Origin of the sequence: Chroococcidiopsis sp. SAG 2025 (assembly GCF_032860985.1) — a bacterium.
GTDB lineage: Bacteria > Cyanobacteriota > Cyanobacteriia > Cyanobacteriales > Chroococcidiopsidaceae > Chroococcidiopsis.
Window position 1 is genome coordinate 3,098,778 of record NZ_JAOCNC010000001.1, and the last position, 14,337, is coordinate 3,113,114.

Annotated in this window: 18 protein-coding genes; 10 read left to right on the top strand and 8 right to left on the bottom strand. The window is 43.9% G+C overall.

Going from position 1 to position 14,337, the window contains the following annotated elements; genetic code table 11:
• Positions 1-151 precede the first annotated feature (151 nt).
• Positions 152-433, bottom strand: coding sequence for a GlsB/YeaQ/YmgE family stress response membrane protein (locus tag N4J56_RS14960; protein ID WP_015154110.1), 282 nt, complete (start codon positions 431-433; stop codon positions 152-154).
• 709 nt (positions 434-1,142) lie between these two features.
• Here N4J56_RS14960 and N4J56_RS14965 point away from each other — a divergent pair.
• The 5 genes from N4J56_RS14965 (at position 1,143) to N4J56_RS14985 (ending at position 4,974) form a co-directional block, all read left to right on the top strand.
• Complete coding sequence (locus N4J56_RS14965; RefSeq protein ID WP_410500503.1) at positions 1,143-1,817, top strand: fasciclin domain-containing protein; 675 nt, start codon at positions 1,143-1,145, stop codon at positions 1,815-1,817.
• A 264-nt stretch (positions 1,818-2,081) separates the two neighbouring features.
• Entirely contained in the window at positions 2,082-3,266 is a 1,185-nt protein-coding gene (locus N4J56_RS14970; RefSeq protein ID WP_317107168.1) for a tetratricopeptide repeat protein, read from the top strand.
• A gap of 171 nt (positions 3,267-3,437) precedes the next feature.
• Complete coding sequence (locus N4J56_RS14975; RefSeq protein WP_317107169.1) at positions 3,438-4,007, top strand: HdeD family acid-resistance protein; 570 nt, start codon at positions 3,438-3,440, stop codon at positions 4,005-4,007.
• A 48-nt stretch (positions 4,008-4,055) separates the two neighbouring features.
• On the top strand, positions 4,056-4,397 hold the full coding sequence (locus tag N4J56_RS14980) for a hypothetical protein (RefSeq protein ID WP_317107170.1): 342 nt from the start codon (positions 4,056-4,058) through the stop codon (positions 4,395-4,397).
• A 7-nt stretch (positions 4,398-4,404) separates the two neighbouring features.
• Positions 4,405-4,974: a hypothetical protein gene (locus N4J56_RS14985; RefSeq protein WP_317107171.1), complete on the top strand. Its 570-nt coding sequence runs from the start codon at positions 4,405-4,407 to the stop codon at positions 4,972-4,974.
• 388 nt (positions 4,975-5,362) lie between these two features.
• On the opposite strand, the gene N4J56_RS14990 is transcribed toward N4J56_RS14985, so the two are convergent.
• The 6 genes from N4J56_RS14990 to pheS all read right to left on the bottom strand — a co-directional run bounded on the left by N4J56_RS14990 (position 5,363) and on the right by pheS (position 9,269).
• Positions 5,363-6,097: a transposase gene (locus N4J56_RS14990; protein WP_317105834.1), complete on the bottom strand. Its 735-nt coding sequence runs from the start codon at positions 6,095-6,097 to the stop codon at positions 5,363-5,365.
• Between the two features lie 41 nt (positions 6,098-6,138).
• The gene (locus N4J56_RS14995; RefSeq protein WP_317105833.1) at positions 6,139-6,696 is read right to left on the bottom strand and encodes a helix-turn-helix domain-containing protein; all 558 of its coding nucleotides are present in this window, start codon (positions 6,694-6,696) and stop codon (positions 6,139-6,141) included.
• A 29-nt stretch (positions 6,697-6,725) separates the two neighbouring features.
• A complete protein-coding gene (locus tag N4J56_RS15000) occupies positions 6,726-7,361 on the bottom strand; it encodes a thermonuclease family protein (RefSeq protein ID WP_317107172.1) in 636 nt (211 codons plus the stop codon).
• 136 nt (positions 7,362-7,497) lie between these two features.
• Entirely contained in the window at positions 7,498-7,815 is a 318-nt protein-coding gene (locus N4J56_RS15005) for a hypothetical protein (protein ID WP_317107173.1), read from the bottom strand.
• A gap of 64 nt (positions 7,816-7,879) precedes the next feature.
• Positions 7,880-8,059, bottom strand: coding sequence for a hypothetical protein (locus N4J56_RS15010; protein ID WP_132866991.1), 180 nt, complete (start codon positions 8,057-8,059; stop codon positions 7,880-7,882).
• Positions 8,060-8,267: 208 nt separating this feature from the next.
• A complete protein-coding gene (pheS, locus tag N4J56_RS15015; RefSeq protein ID WP_317107174.1) occupies positions 8,268-9,269 on the bottom strand; it encodes a phenylalanine--tRNA ligase subunit alpha in 1,002 nt (333 codons plus the stop codon).
• A 208-nt stretch (positions 9,270-9,477) separates the two neighbouring features.
• Here pheS and surE point away from each other — a divergent pair, with 208 nt between their 5' ends.
• The gene (gene surE / locus N4J56_RS15020) at positions 9,478-10,290 is read left to right on the top strand and encodes a 5'/3'-nucleotidase SurE (RefSeq protein ID WP_317107175.1); all 813 of its coding nucleotides are present in this window, start codon (positions 9,478-9,480) and stop codon (positions 10,288-10,290) included.
• 66 nt (positions 10,291-10,356) lie between these two features.
• On the top strand, positions 10,357-11,346 hold the full coding sequence (locus N4J56_RS15025) for a bifunctional riboflavin kinase/FAD synthetase (protein WP_317107176.1): 990 nt from the start codon (positions 10,357-10,359) through the stop codon (positions 11,344-11,346).
• A gap of 26 nt (positions 11,347-11,372) precedes the next feature.
• On the opposite strand, the gene N4J56_RS15030 is transcribed toward N4J56_RS15025, so the two are convergent.
• Complete coding sequence (locus N4J56_RS15030) at positions 11,373-11,759, bottom strand: hypothetical protein (protein WP_317107177.1); 387 nt, start codon at positions 11,757-11,759, stop codon at positions 11,373-11,375.
• Positions 11,760-11,972: 213 nt separating this feature from the next.
• On the opposite strand from N4J56_RS15030, the gene rpsO reads away from it, so the two are divergent.
• The 3 genes from rpsO to N4J56_RS15045 all read left to right on the top strand — a co-directional run bounded on the left by rpsO (position 11,973) and on the right by N4J56_RS15045 (position 14,265).
• On the top strand, positions 11,973-12,242 hold the full coding sequence (rpsO, locus tag N4J56_RS15035; RefSeq protein ID WP_015154123.1) for a 30S ribosomal protein S15: 270 nt from the start codon (positions 11,973-11,975) through the stop codon (positions 12,240-12,242).
• A gap of 15 nt (positions 12,243-12,257) precedes the next feature.
• Positions 12,258-12,728 (top strand): PAM68 family protein, encoded by a 471-nt coding sequence (locus tag N4J56_RS15040; RefSeq protein WP_317107178.1) that lies wholly within the window; start codon positions 12,258-12,260, stop codon positions 12,726-12,728.
• Positions 12,729-13,017: 289 nt separating this feature from the next.
• Positions 13,018-14,265 carry a transposase gene (locus N4J56_RS15045; RefSeq protein WP_317107179.1) on the top strand — a complete coding sequence of 416 codons (1,248 nt, stop codon included), beginning with the start codon at positions 13,018-13,020 and terminating at the stop codon, positions 14,263-14,265.
• Positions 14,266-14,337 lie beyond the last annotated feature (72 nt).

The following is a 14,337-nucleotide window of genomic DNA, read 5'->3' on the forward strand; positions in this document are numbered from 1 at the left end:
AGTTATCAGTGACTAGTGACCAGTTACCAGGAGAATTTTACTATTCACTACTCCTCACTCTCCACGCACCCACAAAATAATCCTTCCCCAGCAGAGATTTTGGGGAAGGAAAGTTTAGGTATTTCAAAACTCACAACTTCTTATCGAGTTTTTACGCAGTTCGGCGAGTTACCAAACCCCAGATGAACAGTAAGATAATTGCACCAAGAACGGCAAAAATAATGCTAGGTATGGTTAATGCACCAACTCCAGCCGCCGCCGCGCCTGCGCTACCCGGGAAGATGACAGACCCTAGCCAGCCTCCTACTAATGCGCCTAAAATTCCGAGAATAATTGTTGCTAGGATACCACCACCTTGATGACCGGGATAGATGGCTTTAGCGATCGCTCCCGCTATTAGCCCTAAAACAATCCAAGCAATGATGTTCCACATATCATTAACTCCTGTTTCTACTCATCCATCATTGATTCAAGTGCAATCTATCACTTTCAAACTTGTAATTCCCTCTACCTCAGGTAATAACCTAAAGAAATATGAACGCAACAATTAAACTATATAAACTTTCGAGTCTGCTGATATATTCACTTTTAAGAAATCTAAATGCAATCTGTCAAGTGGAGCGAGTAAAAATGAAATGAAACACATTAGATTTTAATATTTTGAAATTATTCCTTTGGGATAATAGTATACCTTTTGATATAGTCCCAATTATGCTAACGATTTTCTAGAAAGGGGTAGCGATCGCGAGTGACAAATCGGCGAAATCGGGATTTTTTTCGGGATTTTTTTTGTAATAAATCGATTTAATCTAGCTTTATATTAAGTGACACTCATGCATGAACGCAATTGAACGAACGCAATGCAAGCTCGAATATCTTTTTTCCACTTTTTATTAGAGTTACACTAGCGAGCTGACTCAAAATGCCTGTTAATAGCAAAGTCTCTATAACAAGCCATTCTTAAAAATCCCCGTTGACCCAAAGCCTTTCGCAGAGTGGCTGTTTGTGCAGTTTGTCAAAAATATCGGAGAATGTTATAAAACTTAAGATTCTCGGAACACGACAAAGAAACGATAGTCTAACAATTCTTGGAGCAATAGAGGAACGCAAAAGTGAGAAAAATTCCAAGTCACAATAGCTTAATGTGCAATAAGATGCTCAAGCTACTAGCAAGTCTGATAGGAGTTGTAGGGGCTAGTATCCTTATCGGACTTCCTGTGGAAGCGCAACAGTCGAGTGGAGGAGCAACTAATCCCAGACCTAGTATTTTCAACGAACCCCCTTACAACCGTCGTACTGGTACGCCACCCACAACACCGACTACACCACCATCGGAAACTCAGCCACCAGAAACAGCGCCTAGTCCTGTTACTCCTGCACCAGGAGCAACTGAGCCTTCAACGGAGAACGTAGTGGCTCTAGCCGCCGCTAATGACTCCTTTAAAACCTTGACAGCTGCTCTCAAAGCAGCAGGTTTGACAGAAACTCTTTCTGGACAGGGACCATTCACTGTGTTTGCGCCGACAGATGCAGCTTTTGCTCAATTACCTCAAGATGCCTTGCAAGAGTTGTTGAAACCTGAAAATAAAGATATTCTGGTCAAAATCTTGACCTACCACGTAGTACCCGGTAATGTCACATCTAGCGATTTAAAATCTGGGGAAGTCAAAACAGTAGAAGGGGGCGCTGTAAACGTACAAGCCGATCCCAGCAAGGGTGTGTCTGTGAACGATGCTAGTGTAGTGCAACCCGATATTAAAGCGAGTAATGGTGTCATCCACGCGATTGATAAAGTGATGCTACCTCCTGACTTGTAAGAAGTCAAAAGTCAAAAGTCAAAGGTCAAAATGGGGAAACATTAAACTGATGACTTCTGGTTGCTCTTTTCTTTTGAGTCAAACGAGTAACAACTGATAGGATAATCTTGTAATTCCGTTCAAATTGAATTTGAACGGATTTTTATTATCATTTATTATTTATGGCGATCGCACTTAATTTTTAGGCAATCTTTTGTTTAGAAAATTGCGATTTTAGATGGACGCGATCGATAAAAATGGCAAATAACAAATGACAAGTGACAAATGACAACCAGCTTTTGTATTATTGTTAAAAATGAAGAGATAGCGCTACCTCAGTGTCTCAATAGTGTTAAAGATGTTGTAGAGGAAATAGTTGTTTTAGATACTGGATCTAGCGATCGCACGGTAGAAGTAGCTCGGCAATTTGGGGCAAAAATATATCACTTTAACTGGTGTAATGATTTTAGTGCAGCGCGAAATGAGGCACTTAAGTACGTGACTGGTGATTGGGTTTTAGTACTCGATGCAGATGAGATTTTAGTACCTGAAATTATACCGGATTTACTACAGGTAATGAATGGCGATCGTTTCTTGGTAGTTAATTTACTACGGCAAGAAGTTGGTGCAGTACAATCACCCTATTCTTTAGTCTCGCGTTTGTTTCGCCGCCATCAAGATATCTATTTTGCGCGTCCCTATCACGCCATGATTGATGATAGCGTTACGGAAATTCTTCGTCGCGAACCCCACTGGCAAATTGCTAACTTAGATAAGGTTGCTATTTTACACTATGGATACCAACAACAGCAAATTGCACAAAAAGATAAGTTTGTCCAAGCTGAGAAGATCATGTCAGGCTTTTTGGCTAGTCATCCTGACGATCCTTATGTTTGTAGTAAGTTGGGAGCTTTATACGTACAAACAGGAAAAGTTGTGTCAGGAATTGAATTATTAGAACGAGGACTGAAATCTGCAGCAAACAATGAGGAAATTTTGTACGAACTCCACTATCATTTAGGACTTGCTTATAGCTACGAGCGCCAAATATCGCTAGCAATTGCATCGTATCAAACAGCAGCTCAGTTAAATGTATCCTCCTTTTTAAAAATTGGTGCTTATAATAATTTAGGGAACTTATGGCAAAAAACAGGAAATTTACCTCAAGCTAAGTCTAATTATTTGAAAATCTTACAAATCGATCCTAATTTTGCTTTAGGTTACTACAATTTAGGTATTACTTTAAAGGCAATGGGACAATTTGTAGAAGCGATCGCGGCTTACGAACGCGCAATTCAACTCAATCCTGAGTATGCCCAAGCTTATCAGAATTTAGGAGTCGTATTGCTGAAACTAGGGCAGGTAAGAGAGAGTTTAGCAGCATTTCAACAAGCGATCGCACTTTACGAATCGAGCAATCCTGCTGTAGCAAGGCAATTGTCCCAAAAATTACAGGAAATGGGATTTTAGTCAACAGTGAGCAGTGGTAAGAGAAGAAGTCGTAAGTCGTAAGTCGGAATTAACTGTTCGCTGCTCCCTGCTCCCTACAACTGATACCTGATAACTCTACCCTAAGATCCTACCCAAGTACTAGAGAAATTATCTAGCGTGATTGTATTGTTCCAGTACGGAAAAATTGAGATGACAACAGATATTTCTTCTAACAGTAACAAAGGTATCGATCGCTCTCTGCTCGTCGGCATACTACTCACTATTTTCGGAGTTATTGCGATCGCTATACCTGCTGTCTCGACCATATTTTTTGAGACTTGGGTAGCGTTGATTTTAATTAGTTCTGGAGCTGCTAAGCTATTTTATGCGTTTCAGACTCGCAATGATGGGGGTTTTGCTTGGAAGCTCGGATTAAGCATTCTGTACATTGCTACAGGCATCATGCTGTTTGTTTACCCCTTAACAGGTGTATTAACGCTGACTTTGCTGCTAGGTAGCTTCCTACTTGCGGAAGGTGTATTTGAAACAATTCTGGCTTTCCGTTTGCGTCCGCAACAAAATTGGACTTGGGTACTCGGTGACGGTATTATCACCTTAATCTTAGGTGGGATGATTTGGTTTCAGTATCCCTTCAATGCACCGTGGATAATTGGTACTTTAGTTGGTGCTAGCATTTTGTTTACAGGGATTTCGCGGGTAATGCTTTCGTTAAGCGGACGTTCAAGCTTAGACAAAACTAACCAACCAACTTCAGCATAAATTGTTGCATTTTCAAGAGCGTCGTCCGCACTACAAAAGCTGAGGCTGATGAAACTTTCAATTTCTTCTCGCAGAGCAGCTGCTACCTTAATCCTTATTGCAGCTGCAATTCTTTCTGGCTGTAATACTCAATCTGGCGAGTTAACGAATAATACCCAAAGCTCACCAAATAATACGAATACTGCACCTACATCTACTCCATCAGATCGAAAGGATACAGCACAACAAACAAGTTGTGCTGATGGTAATCCAATCAAAGCTATTGATAGTAAAAGATTAGGAAAAATTGCTCTCACTCCCAAATCTCCCGTATACGATAAGGTTGAGCCGTTAAGGTGTTTTCCTAACACGTCAGCAGCACAAGAAGCAGGTTATACAGTTCCCAAATAGATGACATATGCTAAACAGTTTGGAACTGCGTTGGTTTATTTCAGGAGAGCTACCTTCAGAGGTTTCCTCTTGGTTTGAGCGAGATAAATTAGGCGGACAATTGCAAGCACCAGAAACAAGAGAAGACGTGTATCTCTACGTTCCTGAATGTGAATATATGGGATTAAAATTGCGCCAGGGACGTTTGGAAATTAAGTGGCGACAAGCAGAATTAGAGAGTTTGCGTTTTGAACGGGTGGAGGGTAAGTTAGAAAAATGGGGCAAATGGTTGTGTGAAGATCCAACCACTGAAAGTTTTCAACCAAAGCATGTATTAAGCCAAAAATCTTGGGTGAGGATCGGCAAAGTGCGATCGCAACGTCTGTATGACGGTTGTGCCTTAGAACTCACTCAGTTAACTATCCAAAATAATGCCTGGTGGAGTTTGGCTTTAGAAACCTTTGGAACAGAACCACAGAAAATGGATAAACTACAAAGTCTATTTGAGTTGATAGGCACAACTTACACTGGATTGCAGTTAAAAGTTCAAAAATCTTATGCTTATCCTAAATGGATAGAAATAGCAATGAGGCATTAGATAAATAAAGTTAAAAGTTAAAAGTCAAAAGTCAAAAGCGTGTAGAGACGTTACATATAACGTCTCTACACTGATAATTGATAATCGGTTAAGTCTTTTCTACAAAAGTAATATCTAATAAATCTTCTTGAAACGCGATCTGACTGTTATATTGTTCGATCAGGCTACTAAGAGAAACTTGAGTTCGATCGCGAATAATGACGGCATCATTTTCATTGCGCGATCGCTGGAGAGAAACACCTTCTAGCCAATCAGCAAGATTACCGCTATAACCTTCAGCGACAGCTTTAAGATAATCCGTACAGCGTCGAAATAACTTTGGTAGAATTAATTGACCGTTGGGAGGAGTAATAGAATCGAAGTCTACTAATCTGAAAATACTATTGGGTCATTTGGTATGAGTGTTGCCATTATTTTTGGCAATAGTTGTCCGCCGAAGAGGACGATGCGTACAGGCACCAGAACCACCAAGAGAGTGAAATCTTTGACGCGCTCTGTCTCGACGTTGCGCTCGTAATCCTGCCCAGACAAACGGCGTTGGTTGTTGGTTCCATCCAAAAGCAGTTGCTTCCAACCACTCAATAATTTGATAGGCTGTTTGCGGATGATGCCCCTCTAGAGCTCGGCGTTTGAGAATTCGTTGAATCGACTCAGCCATATTCAGCCAGCTACCGCCAAGAGGTGTGTAGAGCGGCATGATGCCATGAGCACACAGCCACAATACCAACTGGGGAGTTTTATGTCCGACCAAGTTATCCATCACTAGCAACATTCGCAGTGGCGGTAAGTCGTGTGGGAGTGTAAAGCGTACTTTCAACCCCTGCTGCCAACTTTTCCATAACCGTTGATTTTCTTCAGGCTTGAGTAATCGAGCTGGAGTTGGCAGTGATTGTACAACACTAGCTAATTCTTGCTTGAGCCATTCGTGCAACACAGCATTGGTACAACTGGTAACACCCTTAACTCGTACTTGCCCAGTAGCGGGATGGAATAGCGTTAACAGCTTGGCTGTGCCATTACGGATATATTCATGTTCTTGCCGTGTCGGTTTACCTACTGGCTGCCAATTGCTACCAGGGTAAGGAGCAGTGCCAAATGGTCCCGCCTCGTCTTCGCACCACACACTCAAGCCTAGCTTCTGTCCCTGAGTGTAAGCGCGTTCTATCAGTTTTTTTTTGCCACGGTATCTGGGTCAGTTACTACTACTAGCTTGCCTTTGCGTATGCGCTTCACCTGTCCAGTTTTTAACCAACTGCGGCTCTTTTGCCAGCTATAGCCCGCCTCTTTGAGTACCTGCCAAATTGTATAAGTACTGATTTGGGTTAAGCCATCAGGAGCCTGACGCAAAGCCCGTTGAAGTGTAGCTACTGACCAGGTTGCCGTGCCCTCTTTCTGCCGCTCTGGTTGACGCTGAAATTCGGACAGGATGCGTTGTTTTTCTGGTTCGCTGTATTGCACTACTGCCCCACCGCCATGTCGAGGCTGTAAGGCAGCTAAGCCTTCAACATTGAAGCGACTGACCCACTTGCTGACCGTATCACCACAGCGTAATCCTACTAACTGCGCTGCACTCGTGTAATCAGCCCCAAGAGCCACGGCTAGAATCGCTTTGGCCCGCATGACACTAGCAGATGATTGGGATTGAGAACGGCTCAGTTTTTTCAAGTCGGTTTGTTCTTCATCACTTAACGGTCGCAAAGGTGCTTTTTTTTGCCGTGTCATCACAACCTGAAAAACTATGTATCTTCACTTTAATTGACCATCCTTTTTATGGCAACACTCATACCAAATGACTCACTAGTACTATCTGCTGCCCATACTCCTAAATCTTTTTCCCGCGCTGCTAAAGCTGCTTCCCGCAGGACTTGACGATGCGATCGCGGTGTAGAAGTATAAACAGTATAATAAGCTCTACCCTCAGCCATCATTAGAAAGTTGAGAGTTTGGCGCAAAAGTTCTGGTTCAACTTGCGTCCAGTCTCCGTTTTCTAGCTGTGCGGCATTCTTTCCAATTAGTGCATAAGATATAGGTCGTCCGTTGACATCAGCAGCCTGAGTTAAAATTACCCCAGATATAGTATCGGGATCGGCAGATTGGACGCGATCGCCTTGAAATTTGATTTTGGCAAAACCCATCTTTTTTAGGAGAAAATCGCGGGTTTCGTCCCCTAGAGGTTGGGCATACCTGCCATAATGTACTTCTGGAGCATCTATACCTTCAAATCGCAATTGAACGCTGCGATCGCGAGAAGGTTTAATTCGATAGTTGCGCTGGAGTTCTTGGTATAAATCTGGATCGTCAGCAATGAAGCGTACAGAATCTCCATCTGGTTCTTTGTCTGCTATGACAAATTTACCTTTGATAGTTAGATAAAAAGGTGATGCCATGCAGACTATCCTCCATATGAATACTGCTAGTCGATTAGTGTCTCAGACTAGCAGCAATAGATTATGGAGAGATTATCAATAGCTTGTCTTTGGTAATTCTATTGAGTTTTGCCAGAGCGAGAATTCTCTTGTCTACCTATTTAGAATTATCTGGAAACTCACCCATCCACAGCATTGTCTCAGAACTACTAGCCTCTTTAGCAACAGCAGGACGGATTCTTTCGTGCAGTTCGGGATGCTTCTCTGCCAATTGGGTTTCATTCAAATTTGCATCCAACACCGTGCCATCTTGGGAAAAAACAGAGTAGTTTAATCCTTGGGAACCAGAAATAATTTTAACGGTGCGAGCGCGCAATTCTAGCTGAGTAATTGCTTGCCGATTCTCTGCCCGTGCTGTAGCAGAAAGCACGCTGATGAGGAGAGCTAGAGTTATAAATGAGACTGGACGCATCATCTCGTCTCCAATAGAAAATTTTGTCAGGCTATGCCTACAAACAATAGTATAGTGCCGAAACAAGCTAGGAAGCCGAACAGTTGAGGCGATCTCTATCCGAACCTTCAAATAACTTCAAGAAGACGTTGTTAGCTGCTAGTTGTACGTAAAGCCTACCTAAACGAACAGCATATCGCCTCTGCCAAAAACTTGCTCGTTCGCGGTTGAATTGTCCGTCCTTCACTGTATTCTCGATAACTATCATAAGTATTTTGCGTGCGAAATTTTTCGTCCCTTATAAACAGTCAGCAACTGTTTTGTGTTGTTGCTCAACTTAAATTCTAAGTATGACACCTCTGATAAGTCTTCCTACTACGGTTACAGTTTTGGAAACAGAGTGTGTCATTCGTCACTAGCTACTCGTCATTCGCTGAGTCACAAATGACCGAAGACCGATGACCAATGACATTCATTTAAAACTGTCGCAAAAACCGCAGATCGCTACTGTAAAAGCGACGAATATCGTCGATTTGGTGGAGTACCATTGCCAGCCGTTCCACACCCATACCAGCGGCAAAACCGGTGTATACCTCTGGGTCGTATCCTACAGCTTTCAACACGTTCGGATCGATCGCGCCGCAGCCCATAACTTCCAACCAACGTCCCTTCCACTGTACGTCTACTTCAGCTGACGGTTCGGTGAAGGGGAAATAACTAGCACGGAAGCGGATCGGCACGTCACCAAACATTTCTTGTAAAAATATTTGGATCGTACCTTTGAGGTCGGTGAAAGTTATACCCTCGTCTACCGCAAAAAATTCTATCTGATGGAAAACTGCGGCATGGGTAGCATCTACAGTATCTCGCCGATAGCAGCGACCTGGAACCACAATTCGCACGGGCGGCTCGTTGTCTTCCATATAATGGATTTGCCCGTTTGATGTATGAGTCCGCAGCAAATTTCCGTCGGGGAGATATAGCGTATCCTGCATATCCCGTGCTGGATGGTCGGGTAAGAAATTGAGTGCCTCGAAGTTGTAGTAATCTGTTTCGATTTCCGGTCCCGTTGCTACGGTGTAACCCAGACCGACGAAAATATCAATAATTCTATCAGTAGTGCTGTTGAGGGGATGGGCGTGACCGAGGGGACGAAAAACCCCGGGCATAGTCACATCTATAGTTTCAGATTCTAATTTCGCCTGAAGCCGAGCTGCTTGAAGCTTAGTACGTCGATCGTCTAAATCTGCTTGTACCGCTTCTTTAACGGTGTTGGCGATCGCGCCAAATTGCGGGCGTTCTTCAGTTGAGAGCTGACCCATTTGCCGCATAATTGCAGACAACTGACCTTTTTTGCCCAGGTACGCTACTCTGAGTTCCTCCAATCGCTCCAGGCAATCGGCAGCAGCGATCGCGGTTTGCGCTTCCTGTTGTAGCGTTTCTAGTTGAGTTACTAAGTTACTAGGCTGGTCGGTCATGCTCTTTTAGCTGCTAACAATAATAAAATGTCTAACTGCGTCTATCTTATCAATGAAGAAGGAGACAGGAGACAGAAGATAGGAGACAGGAGAACAATTTAGCCTTTCTCCCGACTCCCGACTCCTGTACGGGCGGGTTTAACCGCAGAATAATTTGTTCTAGTACAGGTATCCTTAAAAAACCCGCCCCTACGACCCCACACATCTAATGAAACTACTGATCAGCAATGACGATGGCATTTACGCTCTTGGTGTTCGCACCCTTGCCAATACTTTAGCTGAGGCGGGACACGATGTATTCGTCGTCTGCCCCGATCGCGAGCGATCGGCGACTGGACACGGTTTGACCCTGCATCAGCCGATCCGTGTCGAACCGATCGAATCGATTTTTCATCCCAAAATTAAAGCTTGGGCGTGTTCTGGCACTCCTTCTGACTGCGTGAAGTTGGCTTTGTGGGCTTTACTCGACACCCCCCCCGATCTGGTTCTGTCTGGCATCAATCAAGGGGCAAATCTAGGTACTGATATTTTGTATTCCGGTACGGTTTCCGCCGCAATGGAAGGGATCGTTGAGCGCATTCCTAGTATTGCTTTTAGCCTTACTAGTTTTATCCATCAAGATTTTCAAGTCGCAGCTAACTTTGCTCGGTCTTTGGTTGCCCAGTTGGAACGCGAACCTTTACCACAACTGATGTTACTTAATGTCAACGTTCCTGCCGTGCCGCAAGCAGACATTACTGGAGTCACGTTCACTCGTCAGGGCATACGCCGATATGTAGATGTCTTTGAAAAACGAGTCGATCCCCGTGGCAAAACTTATTACTGGCTGGCAGGGGAACTATTAGAAGAAGTGGAACCAGAACCAGATCTGCATTTGCCTCAAAACATTCCTACCGACGTGGATGCGATTCGCCAAAATTACATTACCGTCACGCCGTTGCAGTATAACTTGACTTGTGGGTCAGGACTACAACAATTGAGTCAACGGCAACTGCATTTTCCTCCTGGGTGCGATCGGTAAGTCACGAGCAATTTATGGCAAGCAAATCATTTGTGCCAAAGTGTAGTTTGTGTCAAAATGTAAAGCGTGTGGATAACTGAATCTACTACTAACGCTCTAACTCCAACTGCTGTTGCCCTGGGAAATTTTGACGGCTTGCATCGCGGGCATCAGCAAGTGATTCAGCCTGTCGTGAAGAATTCGGAATTCGGAAGTCAGAATTCGGAATTAACGGCTTTCCATTCAACAGTGGTGACGTTTAACCCTCACCCGCAGGAGTTTTTTAGCGGACAGTCTCGCCAGCTACTGACACCACTACCAGAGAAAGTCCAGCAGTTATCCAATTGGGGGATCGAGCAGTTGGTATTGCTACCCTTCAACCGAGAGCTAGCAGCGTTAAGCCCTGAAGATTTTGTCGAGCAAATATTAGTACAACAACTGCAAGCGAAAACAATTAGCATTGGACAAGATTTTCGCTTTGGCAAGCAGCGGAGCGGTACGGCAACAGATTTACAGGCGATCGCGACTCGATTTGGTATTCCCGTGGCGATTTTGCCAAACTACAATTGTGAAGGCGAGAGAATTAGCAGTTCTGCGATTCGACAAGCATTAACTGAAGGCAATGTCAAACGCGCTGAGTTGTTATTAGCTCGTCCTTATACTCTTCAAGGTAAGGTCGTCAAAGGACAGCAGCTAGGAAGAACTATTGGCTTTCCCACAGCTAATATTCAGTTACCCGAAAATAAGTTTTTACCCCGCCTTGGTGTTTATGCCGTGAAAGTCTGTCTAGAAGGCGAGAGGTTGGATTGTCAATCTTGCTTGCTACCTTTGGCAGCTGGAGTGATGAATCTTGGCTATCGTCCTACTGTTAACGGAATTGGGCTAACGGTAGAAGTACATTTGTTTGATTGGTCGGGCGATCTTTATGGTAAAGCGATCGCCGTTCAATTAGAGGAATTTATCCGACCGGAAAAAAAGTTTGCTTCCCTGGATGAACTGAAAGCACAAATTGCAGCTGATTCCGCCAAGGCAAGAAATTTGCTATCACCAGATACCACACATGAAAAAGTAGATTGATTTATGGATGTGCTGTGTATTGTTGCTTAAGCTAGAAACCGGGAAAACAACCAAGGAGCGATAGCAACCCAGATGAGGACTACGAGCCAAATTCGTCCTGCCAAAATGTTGTAGTCGCTCAGCAGCTTGCTCCATGAATGCCCAGCAACGAAGTGACCAAAAGTAAATTCAAAGATAACAGTAAGCCCCAGCCAGAGCAATCCAACGGCGATCGCCTGCTTGGGTGAATCAAAACCCCACAGATGTGCGATCGTCCATATGTAAAGACCTAATAGCAAGACTCCACTAGCAGATGAAACTTGATGGGCGCGTAGCTCACTGAAATATTTCCCGTATGTGACCTGCCTAATCACACCATTGATAATGCCAATAAATACCATGGGAATCCATGCCAGAATGTAGCGCAAAATCATGGCTTATTCCTCAACTGTGGCTTACTTCCATTGTAGAACTGAAGGATGGCGCTACATCGCCGAATCAAAGGACAAGGAAATAAGAGAGCTGGGGAAGAAAAACCAGAAAGCCTCTTCCCTCTTCTCACGCACCACTCTCTACTGATAACTGGTCACTATAAAAGCCTGTGGTACAATGAAAAATCGCGGCATTTTATGACTAAAGAGTAAATCATGGCACTGACACAACAGCGCAAGCAAGAGCTTATTTCCGAATATCAAGTTCACGATACCGATACGGGATCGACTGAAGTGCAAATAGCAATGCTAACAGAGCGGATTAGCCGTCTCAGCGAGCATCTACGCAGCAATCAGAAAGACCACTCTTCGCGACGGGGTTTGTTAAAATTAATCGGACAGCGCAAGCGGCTGTTAAGCTTCTTGCAAAGTGAAGACAAACAAAAATATCAGAATTTATTAGCTCGTCTCGGTATCCGAGGTTAGAAAGGGTTGGAAACTATGGCAGCTGAAGAACCGCAAAAGCAAAGCGATCGCCTCCCGTTTGAACCTGCTAGGAAGCGCCAAAAACCTCCCAAGGCACAAGCCTCTGCGACTCAAGAAACCAAAGCACAACCGAACCGCAAGTTAACGAAGCGGGAAAAGGAAGAAATCGCTATTCCTAAAGTTGTTAGCAGTCGGATGGCACGGCGGATGGCGGCGTTTGCTGGGATACCAACATTTTTCGGGGTATCTACCTTTTTTGTCAGCTACATAGTTGTGAGCAACGGCTGGTTGAGATTGCCTCCCATAGCCGTGTTGATGGTAAGCATGGGATGTTTTGGCTTAGGCGTGTTAGGAATTACCTACGGTATTCTCTCTGCTTCTTGGGATGAAGATAGAATCGGAGGCATCTGGGGCGGACAAGAGTTCCAGACTAACTGGGGGCGTATGGTAGAAGCTTGGCGAGCAAATCGGCAAAAGAATGTTTAACTAAAATGTCAGCCACCAACTTTTAGTACTTAACCTAACTTGAACGAGGCGAGTGGGTGAAAAGGAAACGAACAGGGCTTTTGCATGGCGATCGCACAATCTTTAACTTTTCATCTCTCAACCTCCCTAGAGACTCCCGACTATAATCCCTTCGGGATTTAGCGGGAGACGCGGGGCGCTACAACGCGGGGAACCCGCGCAACGCACCCGCTCAGGAAAGGGAGGACAAGATATGAGTTTACACCACATAAGTTTCGCGGTATAGTAATTTTATAGCGAAAGTAGATAGATGTACTTAACTCAAAAGTGCCAAATTCGAGACTTGAGCAAGCAAGAGTTTTTGGCGTTGAGAGAACTGTGCCATTTGAGTAAAAACCTTTACAATGTAGGGCTTTACTCTGTTAGACAATTCTTTTTCGCAGAATCTCGATACTTGCGCTACGAATCGAACTACCATCACTGCAAAGGAAATGAGAATTACAAACTTCTCAATACCGATATCGCACAGCAAACGCTGAAGGTGGTAGATCGTTCGTTTCGTTCCTTCTTTAACCTGATTAAAGCGGTGAAACATGGATTTTACCGCTTCGAGCAAATTCGATTGCCTGGGTACTTGCCCAAAGATGGTTATTTTCCTTTGATAATGCCAAGAGTCAAAGTGAAAGAAGGGTACTTGGAAATTCCCATGTCCAATGAGTTCAGAAAACAATTTGGTGGTGTGAGAATCAAGTTTCCCTCTCGATTGGTTGGGAAAAAATTGAAAGAGGTTCGCATTCTGCCCAAATACAAAGCTCGATTCTTTGAGGTTGAATATATTATTGAGGCGGAACCAGAGCCACAACTTGTAGAGCCAAATAATCAAATCGCAATTGACTTGGGGCTTGACAATCTTGCTACTTGTGTTAGTACTACTGGGGCATCCTTTATTGTGGATGGCAAACCGCTTAAATCTTTTAACCAGTGGTTCAACAAAGAAAACGCAAGGCTGTCTAGTATCAAGGACTTGCAAGGGATTAAGGGAGCGACCGTTCGTCAAGCTAGATTGACGATGAACCGGAACAATCGCGTTAGGGACTACCTGAATAAAACTGCTCGATATATTATCGATTGGTGCATTGAACGTAAAGTCGGAACCGTGATTGTCGGTGTCAATCAGGGCTGGAAACAAGAGATTAATATTGGTAGCAGAAACAATCAAAACTTTGTCCAAATTCCACATTGGAGCTTGAGAAATAAACTCAAATCTTTGTGCGAAAGGTATGGCATTACCTTCGTCGAACAAGAGGAATCTTATACAAGTAAGGCAAGCTTTTTGGATAGTGACGATCTTCCCACATACAATCCTGACAATCCCAGAGAATACAAATTTTCTGGCAAGCGGATTAAACGTGGTTTGTATCGTACTAAGGTAGGGCATTTGGTTTCGGCTGACGCAAATGGCGCTGCTAATATTGGGAGAAAATGTAGCCTCGATGGGTTTAGCCTGGAGAGGGTAGTGGCTGTTTTGGCACAGCCTCTAAGAGTGAAAATCTCTTAAGAATCTCCCGCTACAGTCACAGACTGCTTCGGTGAGAGTGTCAACCCTTCGTTATATAAAAATTTCAACTGA

Excerpts from the sequence above, each read along its gene's own strand:
- N4J56_RS14960 (WP_015154110.1), bottom strand. The coding sequence starts at position 433 with ATGTGGAACATCATTGCTTGGATTGTTTTAGGGCTAATAGCGGGAGCG.
- N4J56_RS14965 (WP_410500503.1), top strand. The coding sequence starts at position 1,143 with ATGTGCAATAAGATGCTCAAGCTACTAGCAAGTCTGATAGGAGTTGTA.
- N4J56_RS14970 (WP_317107168.1), top strand. The coding sequence starts at position 2,082 with ATGACAACCAGCTTTTGTATTATTGTTAAAAATGAAGAGATAGCGCTA.
- N4J56_RS14975 (WP_317107169.1), top strand. The coding sequence starts at position 3,438 with ATGACAACAGATATTTCTTCTAACAGTAACAAAGGTATCGATCGCTCT.
- N4J56_RS14980 (WP_317107170.1), top strand. The coding sequence starts at position 4,056 with ATGAAACTTTCAATTTCTTCTCGCAGAGCAGCTGCTACCTTAATCCTT.
- N4J56_RS14985 (WP_317107171.1), top strand. The coding sequence starts at position 4,405 with ATGCTAAACAGTTTGGAACTGCGTTGGTTTATTTCAGGAGAGCTACCT.
- N4J56_RS14995 (WP_317105833.1), bottom strand. The coding sequence starts at position 6,696 with ATGACACGGCAAAAAAAAGCACCTTTGCGACCGTTAAGTGATGAAGAA.
- N4J56_RS15000 (WP_317107172.1), bottom strand. The coding sequence starts at position 7,361 with ATGGCATCACCTTTTTATCTAACTATCAAAGGTAAATTTGTCATAGCA.
- N4J56_RS15005 (WP_317107173.1), bottom strand. The coding sequence starts at position 7,815 with ATGATGCGTCCAGTCTCATTTATAACTCTAGCTCTCCTCATCAGCGTG.
- N4J56_RS15010 (WP_132866991.1), bottom strand. The coding sequence starts at position 8,059 with ATGATAGTTATCGAGAATACAGTGAAGGACGGACAATTCAACCGCGAA.
- pheS (WP_317107174.1), bottom strand. The coding sequence starts at position 9,269 with ATGACCGACCAGCCTAGTAACTTAGTAACTCAACTAGAAACGCTACAA.
- surE (WP_317107175.1), top strand. The coding sequence starts at position 9,478 with ATGAAACTACTGATCAGCAATGACGATGGCATTTACGCTCTTGGTGTT.
- N4J56_RS15030 (WP_317107177.1), bottom strand. The coding sequence starts at position 11,759 with ATGATTTTGCGCTACATTCTGGCATGGATTCCCATGGTATTTATTGGC.
- rpsO (WP_015154123.1), top strand. The coding sequence starts at position 11,973 with ATGGCACTGACACAACAGCGCAAGCAAGAGCTTATTTCCGAATATCAA.
- N4J56_RS15040 (WP_317107178.1), top strand. The coding sequence starts at position 12,258 with ATGGCAGCTGAAGAACCGCAAAAGCAAAGCGATCGCCTCCCGTTTGAA.
- N4J56_RS15045 (WP_317107179.1), top strand. The coding sequence starts at position 13,018 with ATGTACTTAACTCAAAAGTGCCAAATTCGAGACTTGAGCAAGCAAGAG.